At 68.3% G+C, this 14,352-nt stretch carries 17 protein-coding genes; 7 read left to right on the top strand and 10 right to left on the bottom strand.

What is annotated here, in order from left to right:
• Window positions 1-18: 18 nt before the first annotated feature.
• Genes P9849_RS01025 through P9849_RS01015 form a run of 3 tightly spaced genes read right to left on the bottom strand, consistent with a single transcriptional unit; the run spans window position 19 to window position 2,100 of the window.
• The gene (locus P9849_RS01025; protein WP_278267891.1) at window positions 19-672 is read right to left on the bottom strand and encodes an amino acid ABC transporter permease; all 654 of its coding nucleotides are present in this window, start codon (window positions 670-672) and stop codon (window positions 19-21) included.
• Window positions 669-1,313 carry an amino acid ABC transporter permease gene (locus tag P9849_RS01020; protein ID WP_278267890.1) on the bottom strand — a complete coding sequence of 215 codons (645 nt, stop codon included), beginning with the start codon at window positions 1,311-1,313 and terminating at the stop codon, window positions 669-671. Before P9849_RS01020 ends, P9849_RS01025 begins: the two co-directional genes overlap by 4 nt.
• A gap of 1 nt (window position 1,314) precedes the next feature.
• Window positions 1,315-2,100 carry an amino acid ABC transporter ATP-binding protein gene (locus P9849_RS01015; protein ID WP_107003992.1) on the bottom strand — a complete coding sequence of 262 codons (786 nt, stop codon included), beginning with the start codon at window positions 2,098-2,100 and terminating at the stop codon, window positions 1,315-1,317.
• A gap of 213 nt (window positions 2,101-2,313) precedes the next feature.
• Here P9849_RS01015 and P9849_RS01010 point away from each other — a divergent pair, with 213 nt between their 5' ends.
• Window positions 2,314-2,781, top strand: a complete 468-nt coding sequence (locus tag P9849_RS01010; RefSeq protein ID WP_278267889.1) for a hypothetical protein — start codon at window positions 2,314-2,316, stop codon at window positions 2,779-2,781.
• A 93-nt stretch (window positions 2,782-2,874) separates the two neighbouring features.
• On the opposite strand, the gene P9849_RS01005 is transcribed toward P9849_RS01010, so the two are convergent.
• The gene (locus P9849_RS01005) at window positions 2,875-3,417 is read right to left on the bottom strand and encodes a DinB family protein (RefSeq protein ID WP_278267888.1); all 543 of its coding nucleotides are present in this window, start codon (window positions 3,415-3,417) and stop codon (window positions 2,875-2,877) included.
• A gap of 52 nt (window positions 3,418-3,469) precedes the next feature.
• On the opposite strand from P9849_RS01005, the gene P9849_RS01000 reads away from it, so the two are divergent.
• Window positions 3,470-4,489, top strand: a complete 1,020-nt coding sequence (locus P9849_RS01000) for a YafY family protein (RefSeq protein WP_278267887.1) — start codon at window positions 3,470-3,472, stop codon at window positions 4,487-4,489.
• 6 nt (window positions 4,490-4,495) lie between these two features.
• Here P9849_RS01000 and P9849_RS00995 read toward each other — a convergent pair whose 3' ends face one another.
• Entirely contained in the window at window positions 4,496-5,470 is a 975-nt protein-coding gene (locus tag P9849_RS00995; RefSeq protein ID WP_278267885.1) for a helix-turn-helix domain-containing protein, read from the bottom strand.
• A 550-nt stretch (window positions 5,471-6,020) separates the two neighbouring features.
• Between P9849_RS00995 and P9849_RS00990 the strand changes: the two genes are divergently transcribed.
• From P9849_RS00990 to P9849_RS00970, 5 genes are all read left to right on the top strand, one after another.
• On the top strand, window positions 6,021-6,674 hold the full coding sequence (locus P9849_RS00990) for a hypothetical protein (RefSeq protein WP_278267884.1): 654 nt from the start codon (window positions 6,021-6,023) through the stop codon (window positions 6,672-6,674).
• Window positions 6,675-6,757: 83 nt separating this feature from the next.
• Complete coding sequence (locus P9849_RS00985) at window positions 6,758-7,072, top strand: hypothetical protein (protein WP_278267883.1); 315 nt, start codon at window positions 6,758-6,760, stop codon at window positions 7,070-7,072.
• A gap of 290 nt (window positions 7,073-7,362) precedes the next feature.
• Window positions 7,363-7,596: a hypothetical protein gene (locus tag P9849_RS00980; RefSeq protein WP_278267882.1), complete on the top strand. Its 234-nt coding sequence runs from the start codon at window positions 7,363-7,365 to the stop codon at window positions 7,594-7,596.
• A gap of 43 nt (window positions 7,597-7,639) precedes the next feature.
• Entirely contained in the window at window positions 7,640-7,834 is a 195-nt protein-coding gene (locus tag P9849_RS00975; protein WP_278267881.1) for a hypothetical protein, read from the top strand.
• 208 nt (window positions 7,835-8,042) lie between these two features.
• On the top strand, window positions 8,043-8,603 hold the full coding sequence (locus P9849_RS00970) for a hypothetical protein (RefSeq protein WP_278267880.1): 561 nt from the start codon (window positions 8,043-8,045) through the stop codon (window positions 8,601-8,603).
• A 110-nt stretch (window positions 8,604-8,713) separates the two neighbouring features.
• On the opposite strand, the gene P9849_RS00965 is transcribed toward P9849_RS00970, so the two are convergent.
• From P9849_RS00965 to P9849_RS00945, 5 genes are read right to left on the bottom strand one after another with little or no spacing between them, the layout of a single operon-like run.
• Window positions 8,714-10,147, bottom strand: coding sequence for an NtaA/DmoA family FMN-dependent monooxygenase (locus P9849_RS00965; RefSeq protein WP_278267879.1), 1,434 nt, complete (start codon window positions 10,145-10,147; stop codon window positions 8,714-8,716).
• A complete protein-coding gene (locus tag P9849_RS00960) occupies window positions 10,144-11,301 on the bottom strand; it encodes an LLM class flavin-dependent oxidoreductase (RefSeq protein WP_278267878.1) in 1,158 nt (385 codons plus the stop codon). Before P9849_RS00960 ends, P9849_RS00965 begins: the two co-directional genes overlap by 4 nt.
• Window positions 11,298-12,215 (bottom strand): DUF1684 domain-containing protein, encoded by a 918-nt coding sequence (locus tag P9849_RS00955; protein ID WP_278267877.1) that lies wholly within the window; start codon window positions 12,213-12,215, stop codon window positions 11,298-11,300. Before P9849_RS00955 ends, P9849_RS00960 begins: the two co-directional genes overlap by 4 nt.
• Complete coding sequence (locus P9849_RS00950; protein ID WP_278267876.1) at window positions 12,199-13,359, bottom strand: LLM class flavin-dependent oxidoreductase; 1,161 nt, start codon at window positions 13,357-13,359, stop codon at window positions 12,199-12,201. Before P9849_RS00950 ends, P9849_RS00955 begins: the two co-directional genes overlap by 17 nt.
• Window positions 13,356-14,351 carry an ABC transporter substrate-binding protein gene (locus P9849_RS00945; protein ID WP_278267875.1) on the bottom strand — a complete coding sequence of 332 codons (996 nt, stop codon included), beginning with the start codon at window positions 14,349-14,351 and terminating at the stop codon, window positions 13,356-13,358. The genes P9849_RS00950 and P9849_RS00945 overlap by 4 nt, the downstream gene beginning before the upstream one ends.
• Window position 14,352 lies beyond the last annotated feature (1 nt).

Genomic DNA, 14,352 nt, shown 5'->3' with positions numbered 1-14,352 from the left:
GGAGTTTCAGAGGCCGGGTCACGCATGACGGGACATGCGCTTTTCGAAGTAGACGGTGATCCAGGTGGCCGGCATGGAGATCGCGGCGTAGCAGATGCCGGCCAGCGTGAAGATCTGCAGGTAATTGAAGTCCTGGCTGCCGATGTTGTAGGCGGACTTCATCAGCTCCGGGACCGCGATGGCGTAGGCCAGCGAGGTGCCCTGGAACATCTGGATGGCCACGCCCATCAGGCCCGGGATCGCCGACCGCATGCCCTGCGGCATGATGACGCGGAAGAACGTGTCCCGGGAGGACAGACCCAGGACCTGAGCCGCCTCGGTCTGCCCACGGGCCACGGACTGCAGACCCGCGCGGATGATCTCGCTCGAGTACGCCGCGGCGTTCCACACGAGCGCGATGCACGCGGCCTGGATGCTCTCGAACGCGATGCCGAACTTCGGCAGCCCGTAGTAGACCAGGTACAGGATCACGAGGGCGGGGGCGCCGCGGCCGATCTCGACGATCGCAAGGCCCAGGGTCCGGATGACCAGGTTGTTGCGCTGCACCATGACGCTCAGGAGCAGGCCGAGCGGGTAGCCGATCACGATCGACACCCCGGCGATGAAGAGACTCACGCCGAGCCCGGACAGCATCTGGGGCATGTACTCCGCCCATTGCTGAAGCCAGTTCATACGAAGATCGCCTTCCTCATGCGGGCGTCGAGACGCCGGGACAGGAAGGCCACCGGCAGGCTCAGGACGATGTAGATGATGCCCACGATCACGTACGGGAGGATGCCCTCCACCGTGGGGTGCTGACGGGCGAACGACTGGGACTGGAACACCATCTCCGCCACGATGATGGTCGAGGCGATGGAGGAGTCCTTCAGCAGGCCCACCAGGTACGTGGCGATGGACGGGGAGACGATCCGGAACGCCTGCGGGATCACGACGCCGAAGAACGTGGTCGCGCCGGACAGGCCCAGCGCCTTGGACGCCTCCAGCTGACCGCGCGGCACCGCCTGGATGCCGCCGCGGTAGATCTCGGCCAGGTAGGCGATCGACACCACGCCCAGGCCCACGATCGCGGCGTTGACGGGGTCGAACTTGAACGTCCCCATATGGATGCCGAACTTCAGCAGGAACAGCCAGACGATGATCGGCACGCCGCGGATCAGGTCCACGAGCAGGCGCGCGGCCCAGCGCAGCGGCGCCACGGGCGAGGTCAGAGCCAGGGAGAGCGGGACCGCTCCGACGATGCCGATGGCGAACGCGGCCAGCGTCAGCCACAGCGTCATGGGCAGGCCCTGGACGACGGCGGTGAGCGCTTCCATGTCAGCGCTCCAGGACGGCGCGCAGGAAGCGGCGGGTGCGCGCCTCCTGCGGGTCGCTCATGATGGCGCGCGGGTCGCCCTGCTCGATGATCTTGCAGTCCGCCATGACCACGAGGGTGTCGGAGACGTCCCGGGCGAACTGCATCTCGTGCGTCACCACCACCATGGTCATGCCGTCCGCCGCGAGCTCCCGCATGACGGCCAGCACTTCCAGGCCGACTTCGGGGTCCAGGGCGGAGGTGGGCTCGTCGAAGAGCATGATCGACGGGTCCAGGGCGAGGGCCCTGGCGATGGCGATGCGCTGCTGCTGGCCGCCGGAGCAACGGCCGGGGTGCTGGTTCGCCTTGTCCTTGAGACCCACGCGTTCGAGCAGCTGCATGGCCCGCTCGTCGGCCTCCTCCTTGCTGCGGCCCAGCACCCGCTGCTGCGGGAAACTGATGTTCTTCAGCGCCGTCATGTGCGGGAAGAGGTTGAAGGACTGGAAGACCATGCCGACGGCGCTGCGCAGGCGGGCCAGGTCCTTGGGGGCGATGTTCTTCCCGGGTTCGATCGTGTGACCGGCCACCCGGATGGTGCCGCCGTCGGGCTGCTCCAGCAGGTTGATGCACCGGAGGAAGGTGCTCTTCCCGGCGCCGGAGGGGCCGATCAATGCGGTGACGGTGCCGGGTTCCACATCCAGGGACACATCGTCCAGGACCACATGGTCGCCGTAGTGCTTCCTGATGTTCTCCAGCTGGATGCCGAGCCGTGGCACCCGGTGCGCTTCGGTGGGGGTTGATTTCGCCATGCCTGTCTTCCCTGCCAGGGCCGGAGCTCCGACCACGTGAGTGCCATGTGATTCACATCACTGGCTCAGTACAATGTTACATGTCACGTGCCGTGGGTCAAGGGTGTTTTTCGGGAAGTTCAGGAGGGCTTCGTGTTGGATCCTGAGCAGCGTGCGGCCTGCGAGCTGCGGGAGCCGCTGTCCATTCGACGGGGGTGATGGTTGACTGGGCCGGTGGCAGACATCCCGCACCATCTCGACATCGCCGGCACGGCGTTCACCCTCATCGACGCACCCGAGCCCATCGCCTGCTGGACGGCGTCGCTCGAGGCGGCCCACGGTGGCTCCTCCCCCACGGTGAACATCATCGTGGAGCCCGCGGCGGAGCCCGGACCGGAAGTCCTCCGGCTCACCGCTGAGGTGATCGCCCGGTTCGGCGAACTCGCCGACGTGGCCGGCGCGTATCTGCGGGAAGAGCTCCGTGAACCGGGCTTCGGCCTGCGCGACGACGAACTCCAGGCTCTGCGGAGCGACCAACCACCGTTCGGCGAACCCGAGGCGGTCATCTGGGACGACGGCGGCTGGATGCTCCGGTTCACGGAGTCGCCGCTGGAGCTCGCGGATCCCTACGGCATCGGAGTGCTGTTCGAGGGCATGACCCCCTCAGCGGTCGAGGACCTGTCCGACCCCGACCCGGCCTGAGGCCCGAGGTCCACCACGACGACGGGCGGGGAGCCGGAACTTCCGTTCCGGCTCCCCGCCCGCTCCGTGCCCCGCCTCGTCGGGCGGAGCCGTTCAGCCCATGGTCTTCTGACCGTCCAGGGCCTCCCGGATGATGTCCGCGTGCCCGGCGTGCTGCGTGGTCTCGGCGATGATGTGGATCAGCGTGCGCCGCGCTGACCAGCTCCGCGCTTCGCCCCACGGCGTCGCGGGGAGATCATGCGAGACCCCGAGGTCTTCCAGCCCCTCGACCACGCGTGCGGTCTCCTCCGCGGCGGCCTGATAGTCCTCCAGGGCGCCGGCCAGCGTCTCTCCATCGGTCAGTCGGAATCCATCGGCATAGCGGGCGAAATCCTCCTCGGTGAGGTTGGAGAAATCACTCGTCGCGGCCGCCGACTCCGGGCCGTTCACGATGAAGTCCACCCAATGCCGCTCCACCGACGTGACATGCTTGATCAGGCCGCCGAGCGTCAGCTCGCTGACCGTGGTGCGCTTCCGGGCGTCCTCTTCGCTCACCCCGCGACAGGTGTAGCTGAGGAACTCGCGGGCCTGCGCCAGGGCGCCCAGCAGATCGGCTTTCTCGCCCGTGCCCACAGCGTTGATCATCCGTGCAGTCATGACATCTCCTTGGTCGTTCCGGTCTTGATGTCTTCAACGCTACGCACCATTGGTGTCACTTTCCGTCCTCAATGAGGAGGAAACTGAGAACATGGCGAACACGAGTTCACGGACGCTCCGGCTGCTCTCCCTGCTGCAGGCACGACGGTACTGGCCGGGAGCGGAGCTGGCCGGGCGGCTGGAAGTCTCCGTCCGGACTCTCCGGCGCGACGTCGAGCGCCTCCGGGATCTGGGCTACCCCGTGGAGGCGGCGCGCGGAGTCGACGGCGGCTACCAGCTCGCGTCGGGGGCGGCCATGCCGCCGCTGCTGCTGGACGACGAGGAGGCCGTAGCCCTTGCGATCGCCTTGCGGTCGGCCGCCCAGGGGGCGGTGAGCGGGGTGGCCGAAGCCTCGGTGCGCGCACTGGCAAAACTCGTCCAGGTGATGCCGCGAGGGCTGAGGAGAAGGGTCGAGGCGATCGGGGCGGCCACCGAGAGCCACTTCTGGGAACCGGTCGAGGAGATGATCGATCCGGAACTCCTGATCATCATCGGGCAGGCCTGCCGGGACCGGGAGCGGATCGGATTCGACTACACCGCGGCCGACGGGCGCGCGAGCACGCGGCACGTCGAGCCTCTGCGCATGGTCCGCCTCGGGCTGCGGTGGTACCTGGTCTGCTACGACCTGGACCGCGGCGATTGGCGCTCCTTCCGCCTGGACCGGATGAGCCGGCCGGTCCCGACCGGCGCCCGGTTCGCCCCGCGGACCCTGCCCGCGGAGAACCCCGTCGCGTTCATCCGCGACCGGGCCGACAAGGCGCCAGGTCCGCAGGACGTGGTCGCACTGGTCGCGGCGCCGGAGCGCGAGGTGACCGAAAGGATCGGGCGGTGGGCCACGGCCTCGGCGGTCTCCGACGGCAGCTGCCGCGTGACCGTGCACGCGAAAACCCTGGACTGGGCGCTCCTCGCGCTCGGCATGCTCGACGCCGACTTCACCATCGAATCACCGCGGACCGCGATCGACGGCGCCCGGGCACGGGGCGAACGGCTGATCAGGGCGTCCGGGTCTCAGCCGCTCGACGCCGGCAGGTGACGTCCGTCAGCCCGCTGCCGCGGCCTCCCGCATCGCCTGGGCCCGGTAGGCGCGGGGATTCGGGAGCTTCGCGGTCTCGAAAGCCCTGCGCAGCCGCTGCGTATTGTCGAATCCCGAATAGGTCGCGACTTCTTCGACCGTGAGATTGATGTACACGGGATCACTCAGGAGCCGTTTGGCTTCCTGAAGCCTGCGATCGCGAATGGCCTGGCTGACATTCTTTCCCTGCTGCGCATAGATGTCCTGAAGATTCCGGACCGACATCTTCAGAAGCGAGGCGAGTTCGGTGACCGAGAATGACGGATCGATATAACGCCCGTTGATCAAATACTGGGACTGGCTGAAGGCGCCCGATCGCCCGCGGCGCTCGGCCTCGCTGACACCCTTCACGCTCAGAACGACACTGGCGACCATCTCCTGCAGGAATTGATCGATGAAATAATTGTTGAGCGGTCCCGCAGTGCGGTGATGTGCGACAGACGTGCCGAACGCGAGAATGGACTCGGAAAGAGTCCCCCCGGGCCCGAACTGCAATGGATCCTTATTCACCGCGCCATTGTTGTACCCCTCGAGGATTTCTTTGGACGTCTCGATGACGACGACGCGCGCGCCGTCGGAGAATTCCACGGTCCGGTCCTCGCCGGGGCGGAGGACGAACCCATGGCCCGCCGATCGGACCATGGTCCCGTTGCGGGAATGCACGCTCATCGTCCCCTCGGAGAGGATCGAGAGCTTCACCGACCCGATGCCCGGGTCATGGTGGACGTCATAGGTCCCACCCTCGACGACCACATCCGAGGCTCCCGTGTTGCCGGTGTAGAAGCTCACACCCTCGGCCGAGAAGGTGGGAGCGGACCGGGACGAGACCCCGAACTTGCCGAAGCTCTCCACATTGAGAAGGGTGCCCACGCCGGACGTGATGTCCTCGACGAGCCCGCTCTCCTCGACGATGAGCTTATTCTCGATGACCTTCCATTCCACGGGACCCCGGGGAGGGTGCGGAATCGGCGTCGTCGGCCTCATAGGTCTCCTTGTCTTGCCTGTCATGAAAGTCGCAGCGACCATCCACCGCCGGCCTGAACCGGATGGCGAAGGCGCACACGAGAAGAGCGCAAGCGCCACTCCGGAACCACCTCAGAATCGGCCGGAGCGCTACTCGGCAAAGAGTCGAAGCTCCATTTTGTGCACGATATGCGTCATTTTGCGCACCAGGTCTGATGCATGGTCCTCAGTGTCAGTGGCGCGCCTTCAGTTTCGTGACGCGATTAATCGGGATTAATATTCATCAGGCCTTCCTTCGCCGACCGGGCGCCAATGCTGAGAGAGCCCCGGGATGCCCCTCAGAGTAGCCTGTTGAATGCAACGGTCCGCGACATTTATCCGCAAAGTATCGTCTGGCACGTTTATGTCGTTTGTTTGGCGCAAATTTCATTCTTTTGGTTGAAAGCACCGAATTCTTGATGCATTGTTGCCTCGAAACAGTGCCCCGGAGAATCAGCCTCCGAACCACTTCATCCATGGGAGAAAAACCTTGCCCGACATCACTCCGCCTTCACCTCAACACGTCACCCGCCGGTCCGTCGCCCGGTCCGCAGTGTGGGCGACCCCGGTCATCGCCGCTGCCGTCGCCGCGCCGGCCGCCGTGGCCTCTACGACCCCCACCTGCCCCACCTGTGTCAAGGCCGGCATTCCGCTGGTCGGTGGCCTGGCCTCCGGCGCCTGGACCTCGCAGGCGCTGGTCGCCGGCAACAAGGGCACCATCGCCCTCGGAGGCGCCTTCGGCCTCGACGCGACCCAGTGCGGCATCACCTGGCAGAACATCTTCCAGCCGGCCTTCACCTTCGTCGTCACGCAGGCCACGCTGACCATGTCCGACGGCCGGACCTACACCTCCGGGGCAGGCCTGGGCGTCGGAGCCGGTAACACCTCCACCGTCGGCGTCTTCCCGAGCGCTTTCGTCTTCACCAACGTCACCCTTCCGAACGGCGGGGCGATCGTGGGGATCGGGTCCTACCCGGTCGTCCCCAAGACGCTGTCCGTGAACGTCACCCTGTCGCTCCAGTACGGCCTCGGCCTGACCCTCCAGTGCCCCTACACGCTCACGTGGAACCTCAACGGTCTGGCGACCGGTGGAGTGGCCTTCGGCATCGGCACCGTGAACTTCTCGGGTATCGCCACCGTCTGAGGCCTCCCGCCTCGTCATCTCTCCCGGTTCCCGGCCTGAGCCCTCAGGCCTGTGTCCGGACGATTTCTACCGAAGGAAACAGCATGTCCAACATTCCGTTCACCCAGGCCCGAGCAGACCAGATCGTGGCAGGCGTCAACCAGTCCGATGCCGCATCGTTCGCGTCGGTCCTGGCGCTGCCTGACAACCTGGTCCCCCTCCCCGCGGTCGCCGCGAACACCTCATGGCCGGCCGACGCCCACATCGACGCCTCGACGTTCGTGGCCAACGGCAGCACCGGCGTCGTGCAGATCTCCTCGAAGGGCCAGTCCGTCGAGCTCTCTCTCGTGCTCCAGGACAACGTCTGGAAGATCGCCCCGAGCGGCGCCTACAGCAATGCGGTCGAGGCCGCCGGCTAAGGCGACTGACGGACCGCTCGCGGTCCCATCCGAAGTTTGGGCAACTCACCCGATGGGGGAGTGAGATGTCCATGACGCGTGATCTTCACCTGACACCTCGAAGGTCACGCACCGCAAGCGTGGCTGCATGGAGTGCCCCCCTAGGTGGAAATGCAGCCACGCTTGTCCCCGTCCGGCGCGGGCTCGCGCGACGGGAACCCTTGGATCTTCCCGGCCGACGCACGCCACGCGTCCCACACCCCACAGCACAGCAGGATGGATTCCGCTTTCACATGCTTCTTTTTCACAACGTGTCACACCCGATCAGCGGAAAGCCGATGCTCCTCGAGGTCGAAGGAACGGATTACCAGGACGCTTACGGAAAGCTCCAACAGCGCCTCCGGGACCTCGCCCACGCGACCACCCATGTCGCGGCCGTCTCCTCCGCCGGGGGTCGGCGGACGTCCCTTGCGCGCTACGTCGAGCCCGAGGCCGTGGACACGCCCGGCATGCCTCAGTGCGCGTGCTGCTTCCACACCGCCTGATCCCTGTGCCAGACCCCTCATCTGAAAGAACCGCATGTCGCCCGTGACCCCTCCGATCACCGTCGGAGATCCCGTACGAGTCATCCGCCACACCCTTATCGAAGGGATCGACTACACGGACCGCAGAGGCACCGTGGTGCGCGAACGGTTCGATGTCCGCGGCTTCACCCTCTTCGTGACCTTCCCTGAAGCCGGGCTGCCCTCCGAGTGGTTCCACTCGGAAGAGCTCGAGCGATGAGCCGTCTCTCGGCCTCCTGAGCAGCGGCGCTTGGCAGCCCGGACGATCGCCACAGTGTAGGGCGGATCCCCCCCGCGCAGAAAGGGGGTCAACCGGCTCCGGTGAGACCTGTTTGAGTGGTTTCAAGGTCGCGCAAGGCGGCCGGTTGGAAGCACTCGAAAGGAGATCATCATGGTCGATCGCGAAAACCCAGGTCAGTTCGGAAACCGTGAAGACACCGAGGAGCTGGCCCGCCGCGGAGGCAGCCTATGAGCTGTGGAGCCGGGTCGAGCTCCTCCCGTGTTTCCTGAGACATCTCACCTCCGCCGTCCCCCTCGGAGACGAACTGGTCTGTTTCACCACCGAGATCGGCCGGCGCCGCCAGTTCGTCGCCCGTGTCCGGCAGCATCGCCCGGGCCAGGTCATCCTGTGGTCGTGCGCTGAAGAACCCAGCCACCAGGGCGAGATCACGTTCGTGAAAATGGGTCACCGACGGGCCCGTATCGACTTCACGATCCTCTGGGATCCTGCCCGCAGGTCCGAGACCTCAGGATCGCTCTTCCGCCTCGATCAGCTCAGCGTCCTGGAGGATCTCCAGGAGTTCAAACGCCTCGCCGAGGCGAGCCGTCGGGAAGAGCCCCGGCATTTCCATTTCCTTCCGCGGAAAAGCAAGGAATTCCACGACCTGCTCTCCAGGTTCCTGCGCGGCCCGAATCCGGCGTCCGCTCACCGCGCCACCCCGGAAACCGGCGAGACCCCGGTGGACGGAGCGCAGCCGACCCCCACGTGAACGGCCGTGCGCCGGGAACGCGCGATGCCGCCGTGCGCCGGGAACGCGCGATGCCGCCGTCGTCGTCCGGAAGAGACGACGACGGCGGGATCAGCCGACCCTGCAGCGCGTCAGTCGCGCGCCGGCACCGGGAGGCCCAGATGCTCGCGGAGCGTGCTCCCGCGGTACTCGGTCGGATACACGCCGCGTTCCTGCAGCGCCGGGACCAGGTGGTTCACGATGTCGTCGAGGCCGGTCGGGATGAGCCACGGGGAGATGTTGAACCCGTCCACCACTCCGTCCCGCGCATACTCGGCCAGGTGGTCGGCCACCGACTGGTACGAGCCCGTGAAGGTCGCGTCCCGTCGCGCCGACTGGGCCGTGACGAACTGCCGGATGGACAGCCCCTTGTCCTTGGCTTCCGCCCGCCACTGGTCGGCCAGCTGCCGGGCCCGGGCCCCATGGAACCCACTGCCCCGCGTCTCGCTGGTCTCCTCCACCACCGGATCGATCTCGGGCAGGGGGCCGTCCGGGTCGTAGCCGGACAGGCTCGTGCCCCAGAACTGCTCCAGGAACGCGATCGCCTGCTGAGGTCCGATCTGCTGAGACCGGACCCAGGCCTTCTTCTCCAGTGCCTCGGCCTCCGTGGGCGCCAGGATGAACTCGCTCGCGGGGAAGATCTGGAGTTCGTTGGGATGACGGCCCGCCGCCACCGTGCGCTCCACCAGATCGGCCCGGAAGGACCGCGCATCCTCCAGCTGCGGGTGGGCGGAGAAGATCACGTCCGCCTGCCGCGCCGCGAAATCCCGCCCTTCCGGCGAGTCCCCCGCCTGGAACAGCACCGGCCGGTACTGCGCGCTGCGCGGCAGCCGCGGGACGACGTCCACCGAGTAGTGCTGCCCCTCATGCCGGACGCGGCGCGCGAAGACGTGTCCCTCGCCGGATCCGGACGCCCACGACTCCGCCGCGCCGCTCCCCGCGATCACGCCGTCGTCCCAGGAATCCCAGATCTCCTTGGCCACCTTCACGAAGGCCTCCGCGTGCGTGTACCGGTCGGCGTGGTCCAGATATCCCCCGCGCCGGAAGTTCTGGCCCGTCCACGCGTTGTCCGTGGTCACGATGTTCCACGCGGCCCGGCCACCCGAGATCAGATCCAGCGAGGCGAGGCGGTGCGCCAGGTCCGCGGGATCGTTGTACGTGGTGTTCTGCGTCGCCACGAGACCGATCTTGTCCGTGACGCCGGCCAGCGCCGCGAGCATGGTCTGCGCGTCGGGCCGGCCCGCCACATCCAGTTCGTGGACGCGGCCCAGATGCTCCCGCAGGCGCAGGCCCTCCCCCAGGAAGAACGCCGCGAACAGGCCGCGTTCGGCGGTCTGGGCGATCCGGCGGAACGACTCGAAGTCGGTCTGCGATCCGGCTTCGGGCGTCTTCCACACGGTGCCCGAATTGACGCCCTGGAAGAAGATCCCGAACTGGATCTGCCCGCTCGGCCGGAAGTCCGCCACGGTGTGTCCCTGCGTGCCGTGTCCCTGCGTGCTGTGTCCCTGTGTGCTGTCGCCGCTCATGCCTGTGCCCCTGTCCCGGCCGCGACGCTGCGCGCGGCCTCCGTCGAATAGCGATTGACCGCGCGCTCCAGTCCGAGCACGGCGCGGAAGGCGCCTCCCGGCGTCGTCGGCCGCAGGAGGTTCCGCGAGCGCAGCAGCGGGAGGGTCAGCGCGGACAGTTCCGGCAGGTCCGTGTCGAGGACGGCCGGGTGCAGGCGGACTCCGTCAGCGAGGCCCAGGAGATCCGCGAGGGTCTCCGCAAGCTTCTCGGCCGTCCCCACGAACCGCGCGCGCCCGCTGGCCCACGGTGTGGCCGCGTCCAGCGCGGCCAGGCGGTCGGCGGCGCTCAGGCCCCGCACGTCGAGCACCACGTCCAGCTCGGCGACCAGGGCGGGACCGCCCTCGGAACGGGGGCCGAACTCCTCCCGCGCCTCGGCGAGCCGGGGGCGGAGGCTCTCGAGCGAGGGTGCGCTCACCAGGACGGCGTCCACCTCGCGCGGCGACAGCGGACCGTCCTCCGAGACCAGGTCGGCCGGCGCCACGACGGGCAGCTGACCCTGCAGGGGGCGCGGAATGATGGACGGGCCCTTCACGAAGTAGCCCTCGCCGTCGCCCAGGTCCGCCTGGAAGTCGGCGTAGTGGAGGCGGTCGGCGTCCAGGTAGCGGCCTGAGTCGACGTCCTTGATCACAGCGTCGTCCTCCCAGGAGTCCCACAGCCGGCGGTTCGCCTCCACGGACGCTCCCGCCTCGGCACGGCGGCGGTCACCGTCCGCCACGGAACGCCCGACGGCGGCGGCCTCCCGCGCGTCGTCGCTCGCCGCGAGCAGCCAGCCGCCACGGCCTTGGGACACGTAGTCGAGACTGGCCAGCTGCGTCGCCACATGGAACGGCTCGGTGTAGACGGTGTCGACCTCGGGCAGGAGCCCGATCGCATGGGTCAGCGGCCCCACGAACGCCGCGCGCTGGAGGGCGTTGAGCCGGGCCTGCGCGTCGGCGCCCTCCGGCAGGGGCCCGTCCGCGTAACTCAGGGCATGGAAGCCCGCCGATTCCGCGGCAAGCGCCACGTCCCGGAGCTGTTCGGGGCCCAGGACCGCGGCGGGCGCCGTGCGACTCGCGCGCCAGGCGGCCGGGTGCGATCCGGCGCCGTCCGCTTCAAGGATGAGGAACCCGCTCATGCCGCGGCCTCCTTCTCGGGAGCCCCGGCGGACCGCGGGGCCTCCGCCGTGGCCCGCTCGACCGGCAGCTTCTCCCCCGCCTCGACGGCCACCGGCAGGCGGTTCCCCGCAGGCGGCAGGGGGCACGTGGCGAAGTCCGTGTAGGCGCACGGCAGGTTCACCGCGCGGTTGAAGTCCAGGACGGCGGTCCCGTCCTCGGCCGGGGTGACCACGAGCGAGCGGTTGGCCGGGTAGGTGGTGTCGCCACTGGTCAGGTCCGTGAACAGCACGTTGAAAGTCCCGGGTGCGTAGCCGTTGAAGGCGGTCAGCACGTGCTCCTGCCCTCCCAGGGTGAACCGCAGGCGGGCAGGCGACTCGTAGACGTGCTCGATCCCCTCCACCACGGCCCCCACCGTGACGGCCTGCGGCTGCTCGAAGTACTCGACCTGTGCCGTCACGGCGAACTCCTCGGACGCCGGGTAGGCGGGCGTGCCCGGGTAGTCGGCACGGAGGGAGTATTCGGGGTCGCGGGGGCGGACCACCAGGAAACCTCCCCGGCGGGCGACCTCGATCTGCACACGACCGTGGTCCAGCAGCACGGCGTCCCGCTCAGCGATGGGGCCGAGGACGGTGGTGCTGCTGGTGCCGTCCGGGTTCAGTTCGCGGCCGTCCCAGCTGAGCCGCTCGACGGCGGAGAGGATGATGGTCACGGTGTCCTCGACGGCGTTCCAGAGGCCGGGGATGCCGGGGATCCTCTGGGGCGCGTCGTCCAGGAAGTGCAGCCCGGTGACCGCCAGGAATCCGTGAGGCGCGGCCCGCTGTTCCTCGTGGCGGGCGTGCCAGGCGTACCACTCGGCCTGGAAAGCGCCGGGCTCCGGGGCCGCCGTGGCGGCCTGGCCGGTCGCGGCCGTGGTGCTGTCAACTGACGAAGGCATGCTGACTCCTGTGCTGGTGGTTGAGTTCGGTGATGCGGGCGGCGGCGTCCGGTTCGTGGGCCCCCGCGACGGCGGGCCGGCCGCCGTAGGGGTCCGACTCCTCCCACAAGGTGGTCGGGGCCGCCGCGCGGACGGCCGGGACGACCTCCGTGGCGAACCGTTCGAGCAGCTCGAGCTGCTGGTCGAACGGCAGGGTGGTGGGCAGCGAGATGGACTGCAGATCGTGGCCGTAGAGCTCGTGATAGGACAGGATCTTGTCCACCACCTGCTCCGGACTGCCCACGAGCGCCGGGCCTTCGGCCACCGCGTGGTCGATGTCCCGGTACGGCGAGTTGTTGCCCGGGACGTTCCGGTGCGCGGTGAGCGCTTCGTAGACCGGGCCGAACTGGGCCTTGGCCTCCTGGGTGGTGTCGGCCAGGAAGACCCCGCCCGCGCCACTGCCCGACCCCAGGTACGCGAACCGGGGATCGTGACCGTGCCGTGCGTACTCCTCGCGGTAGTGATCGATCAGGACCTTGTAGTTCTCCCGCGGCTGGATGGCGTTCGCGGTGAAGAGCGGGTCGCCGTACTGGGCGGCGAGCGCCGCGCTGGTCAACGACGTCGCCGAGCCGTGCCAGACGCGCGGCGCCCCGGCGAAGGGGCGCGGCGTCGTCGTGGTCGGGTCGGTGAGCGCGGGACGGAAGCGGCCCTCCCAGGTGACGCCCTCCTCCCGCCAGAGGCGGTGCAGCAGGCCGTACTTCTCGGCGAGCAGATCCCACTGGTCCTCCAGGGACAGGCCGAAGAGCGGGTACTGCAGCACCTCGTTGCCCTTGCCGATCACCAGTTCGAGGCGGCCGGCGGAGAGCTGGTCGATCGTGGCGTAGTCCTCGGCCACGCGGACCGGGTCGAGCACCGAGAGCACCGTGACCCCGCTCTGCAGGCGGATGCGGCTGGTGACGGCGGCGATCGCGGCCAGCACCGTGGTGGGCGAGGACGAGATGAACTCGCCCGCATGCCGCTCCCCGACGGAGAAGGAGTCGAAGCCGAGCTCCTCGGCCCGCCGCGCGGTCTCCACCACCTGGCTGAGCCGCTCGGACGGAGACACGATCTCCCCGGTCAGCGGGTTCTTCAGATGCGGGATGATGTCCAGGACCTGGAATTTCACTTCTTCGCTCCCGGGGTGGATCCGTAGTTCTCCGCCGTGATGGTCTCGGAGTCCGGCAGGGCCTCTTCGGACAGGCCCCAGCGGGCGAGGACCTTGGCGTAGCTGCCGTCCTTGATGCTCGAGTTCAGCGCCGCGGTGATGGCGTCGGCCAGGCCGTTTCCGCGCTTGGCGACCGCCGCCACGAGCGTGGTGGCCGGCCAGCCCGCGTTGACCTTGCCCACGACCTTGAGGTCGTCACGCGTGTTCGCCCGGTACACGGCAGACGGGTACGGGCCGAGGTTCAGATCGGTGCGGCCGGAGGACAGGGCGAGGATGGTGTCCGCCTCGTTGGCGTAGTACTCCAGCTGCGCGGGCGCCTTGCCCTTCGCTTCAAGCTCCTTGTTCCAGGCCAGCAGGATCTTCTCCTGGTTGGTGCCGGATCCCACGGAGATCTTCTTGCCGGAGATGTCGTCCGAGCCCTTGATCTCCAGCGTGGAGTCCTTCTTCGCCTCGAACCCCATGAACGCGGCGCGGTAGCTGGAGAAGTCGAACAGCTTCACGCGTTCCCCGTTGATCCCGACGTTCGAGAACACGGTCTCCACCTCGCCGGACTGGGTCTTCAGCGGCCAGCTCTCCCACGACGTGACCTTCACGTCCAGTTCCAGGCCGAGCTTGTCCGCCACGAGCTGGGCGATGTCCAGCTCGCTGCCGACCGGCGTCTTGTCATCCGTGGCGTGGAAGGACAGCGGGATGGAACCGGCGCTCGTGGCGACGGTCAGCTTCCCGTCCTTGGACACGGCGGCGGGGACCTTCGCGGCGGCGGCCGGGTCCTTCTGCACCCGGATCCGGTCCTGCTGCGGCGAGGTGTTGTAGGTGACGCCGTTGCGGGCGGCGGTGGTGGGACCCGAGGCCGCGCTGGCTCCCGGGTCGGAGCACGCGGCGAGCGTGGGGATGACGACGGCGGCGAGCGCCGCGAGAGCCAGGGCGCGCTGGGGTGCGGTGCGGTGAAGCATG

The organism is Arthrobacter sp. Y-9, assembly GCF_029690065.1.
In the GTDB taxonomy this organism is placed as follows: Bacteria; Actinomycetota; Actinomycetes; order Actinomycetales; family Micrococcaceae; genus Arthrobacter_E.
This window is presented reverse-complemented; position numbering and strand designations above follow the sequence as displayed.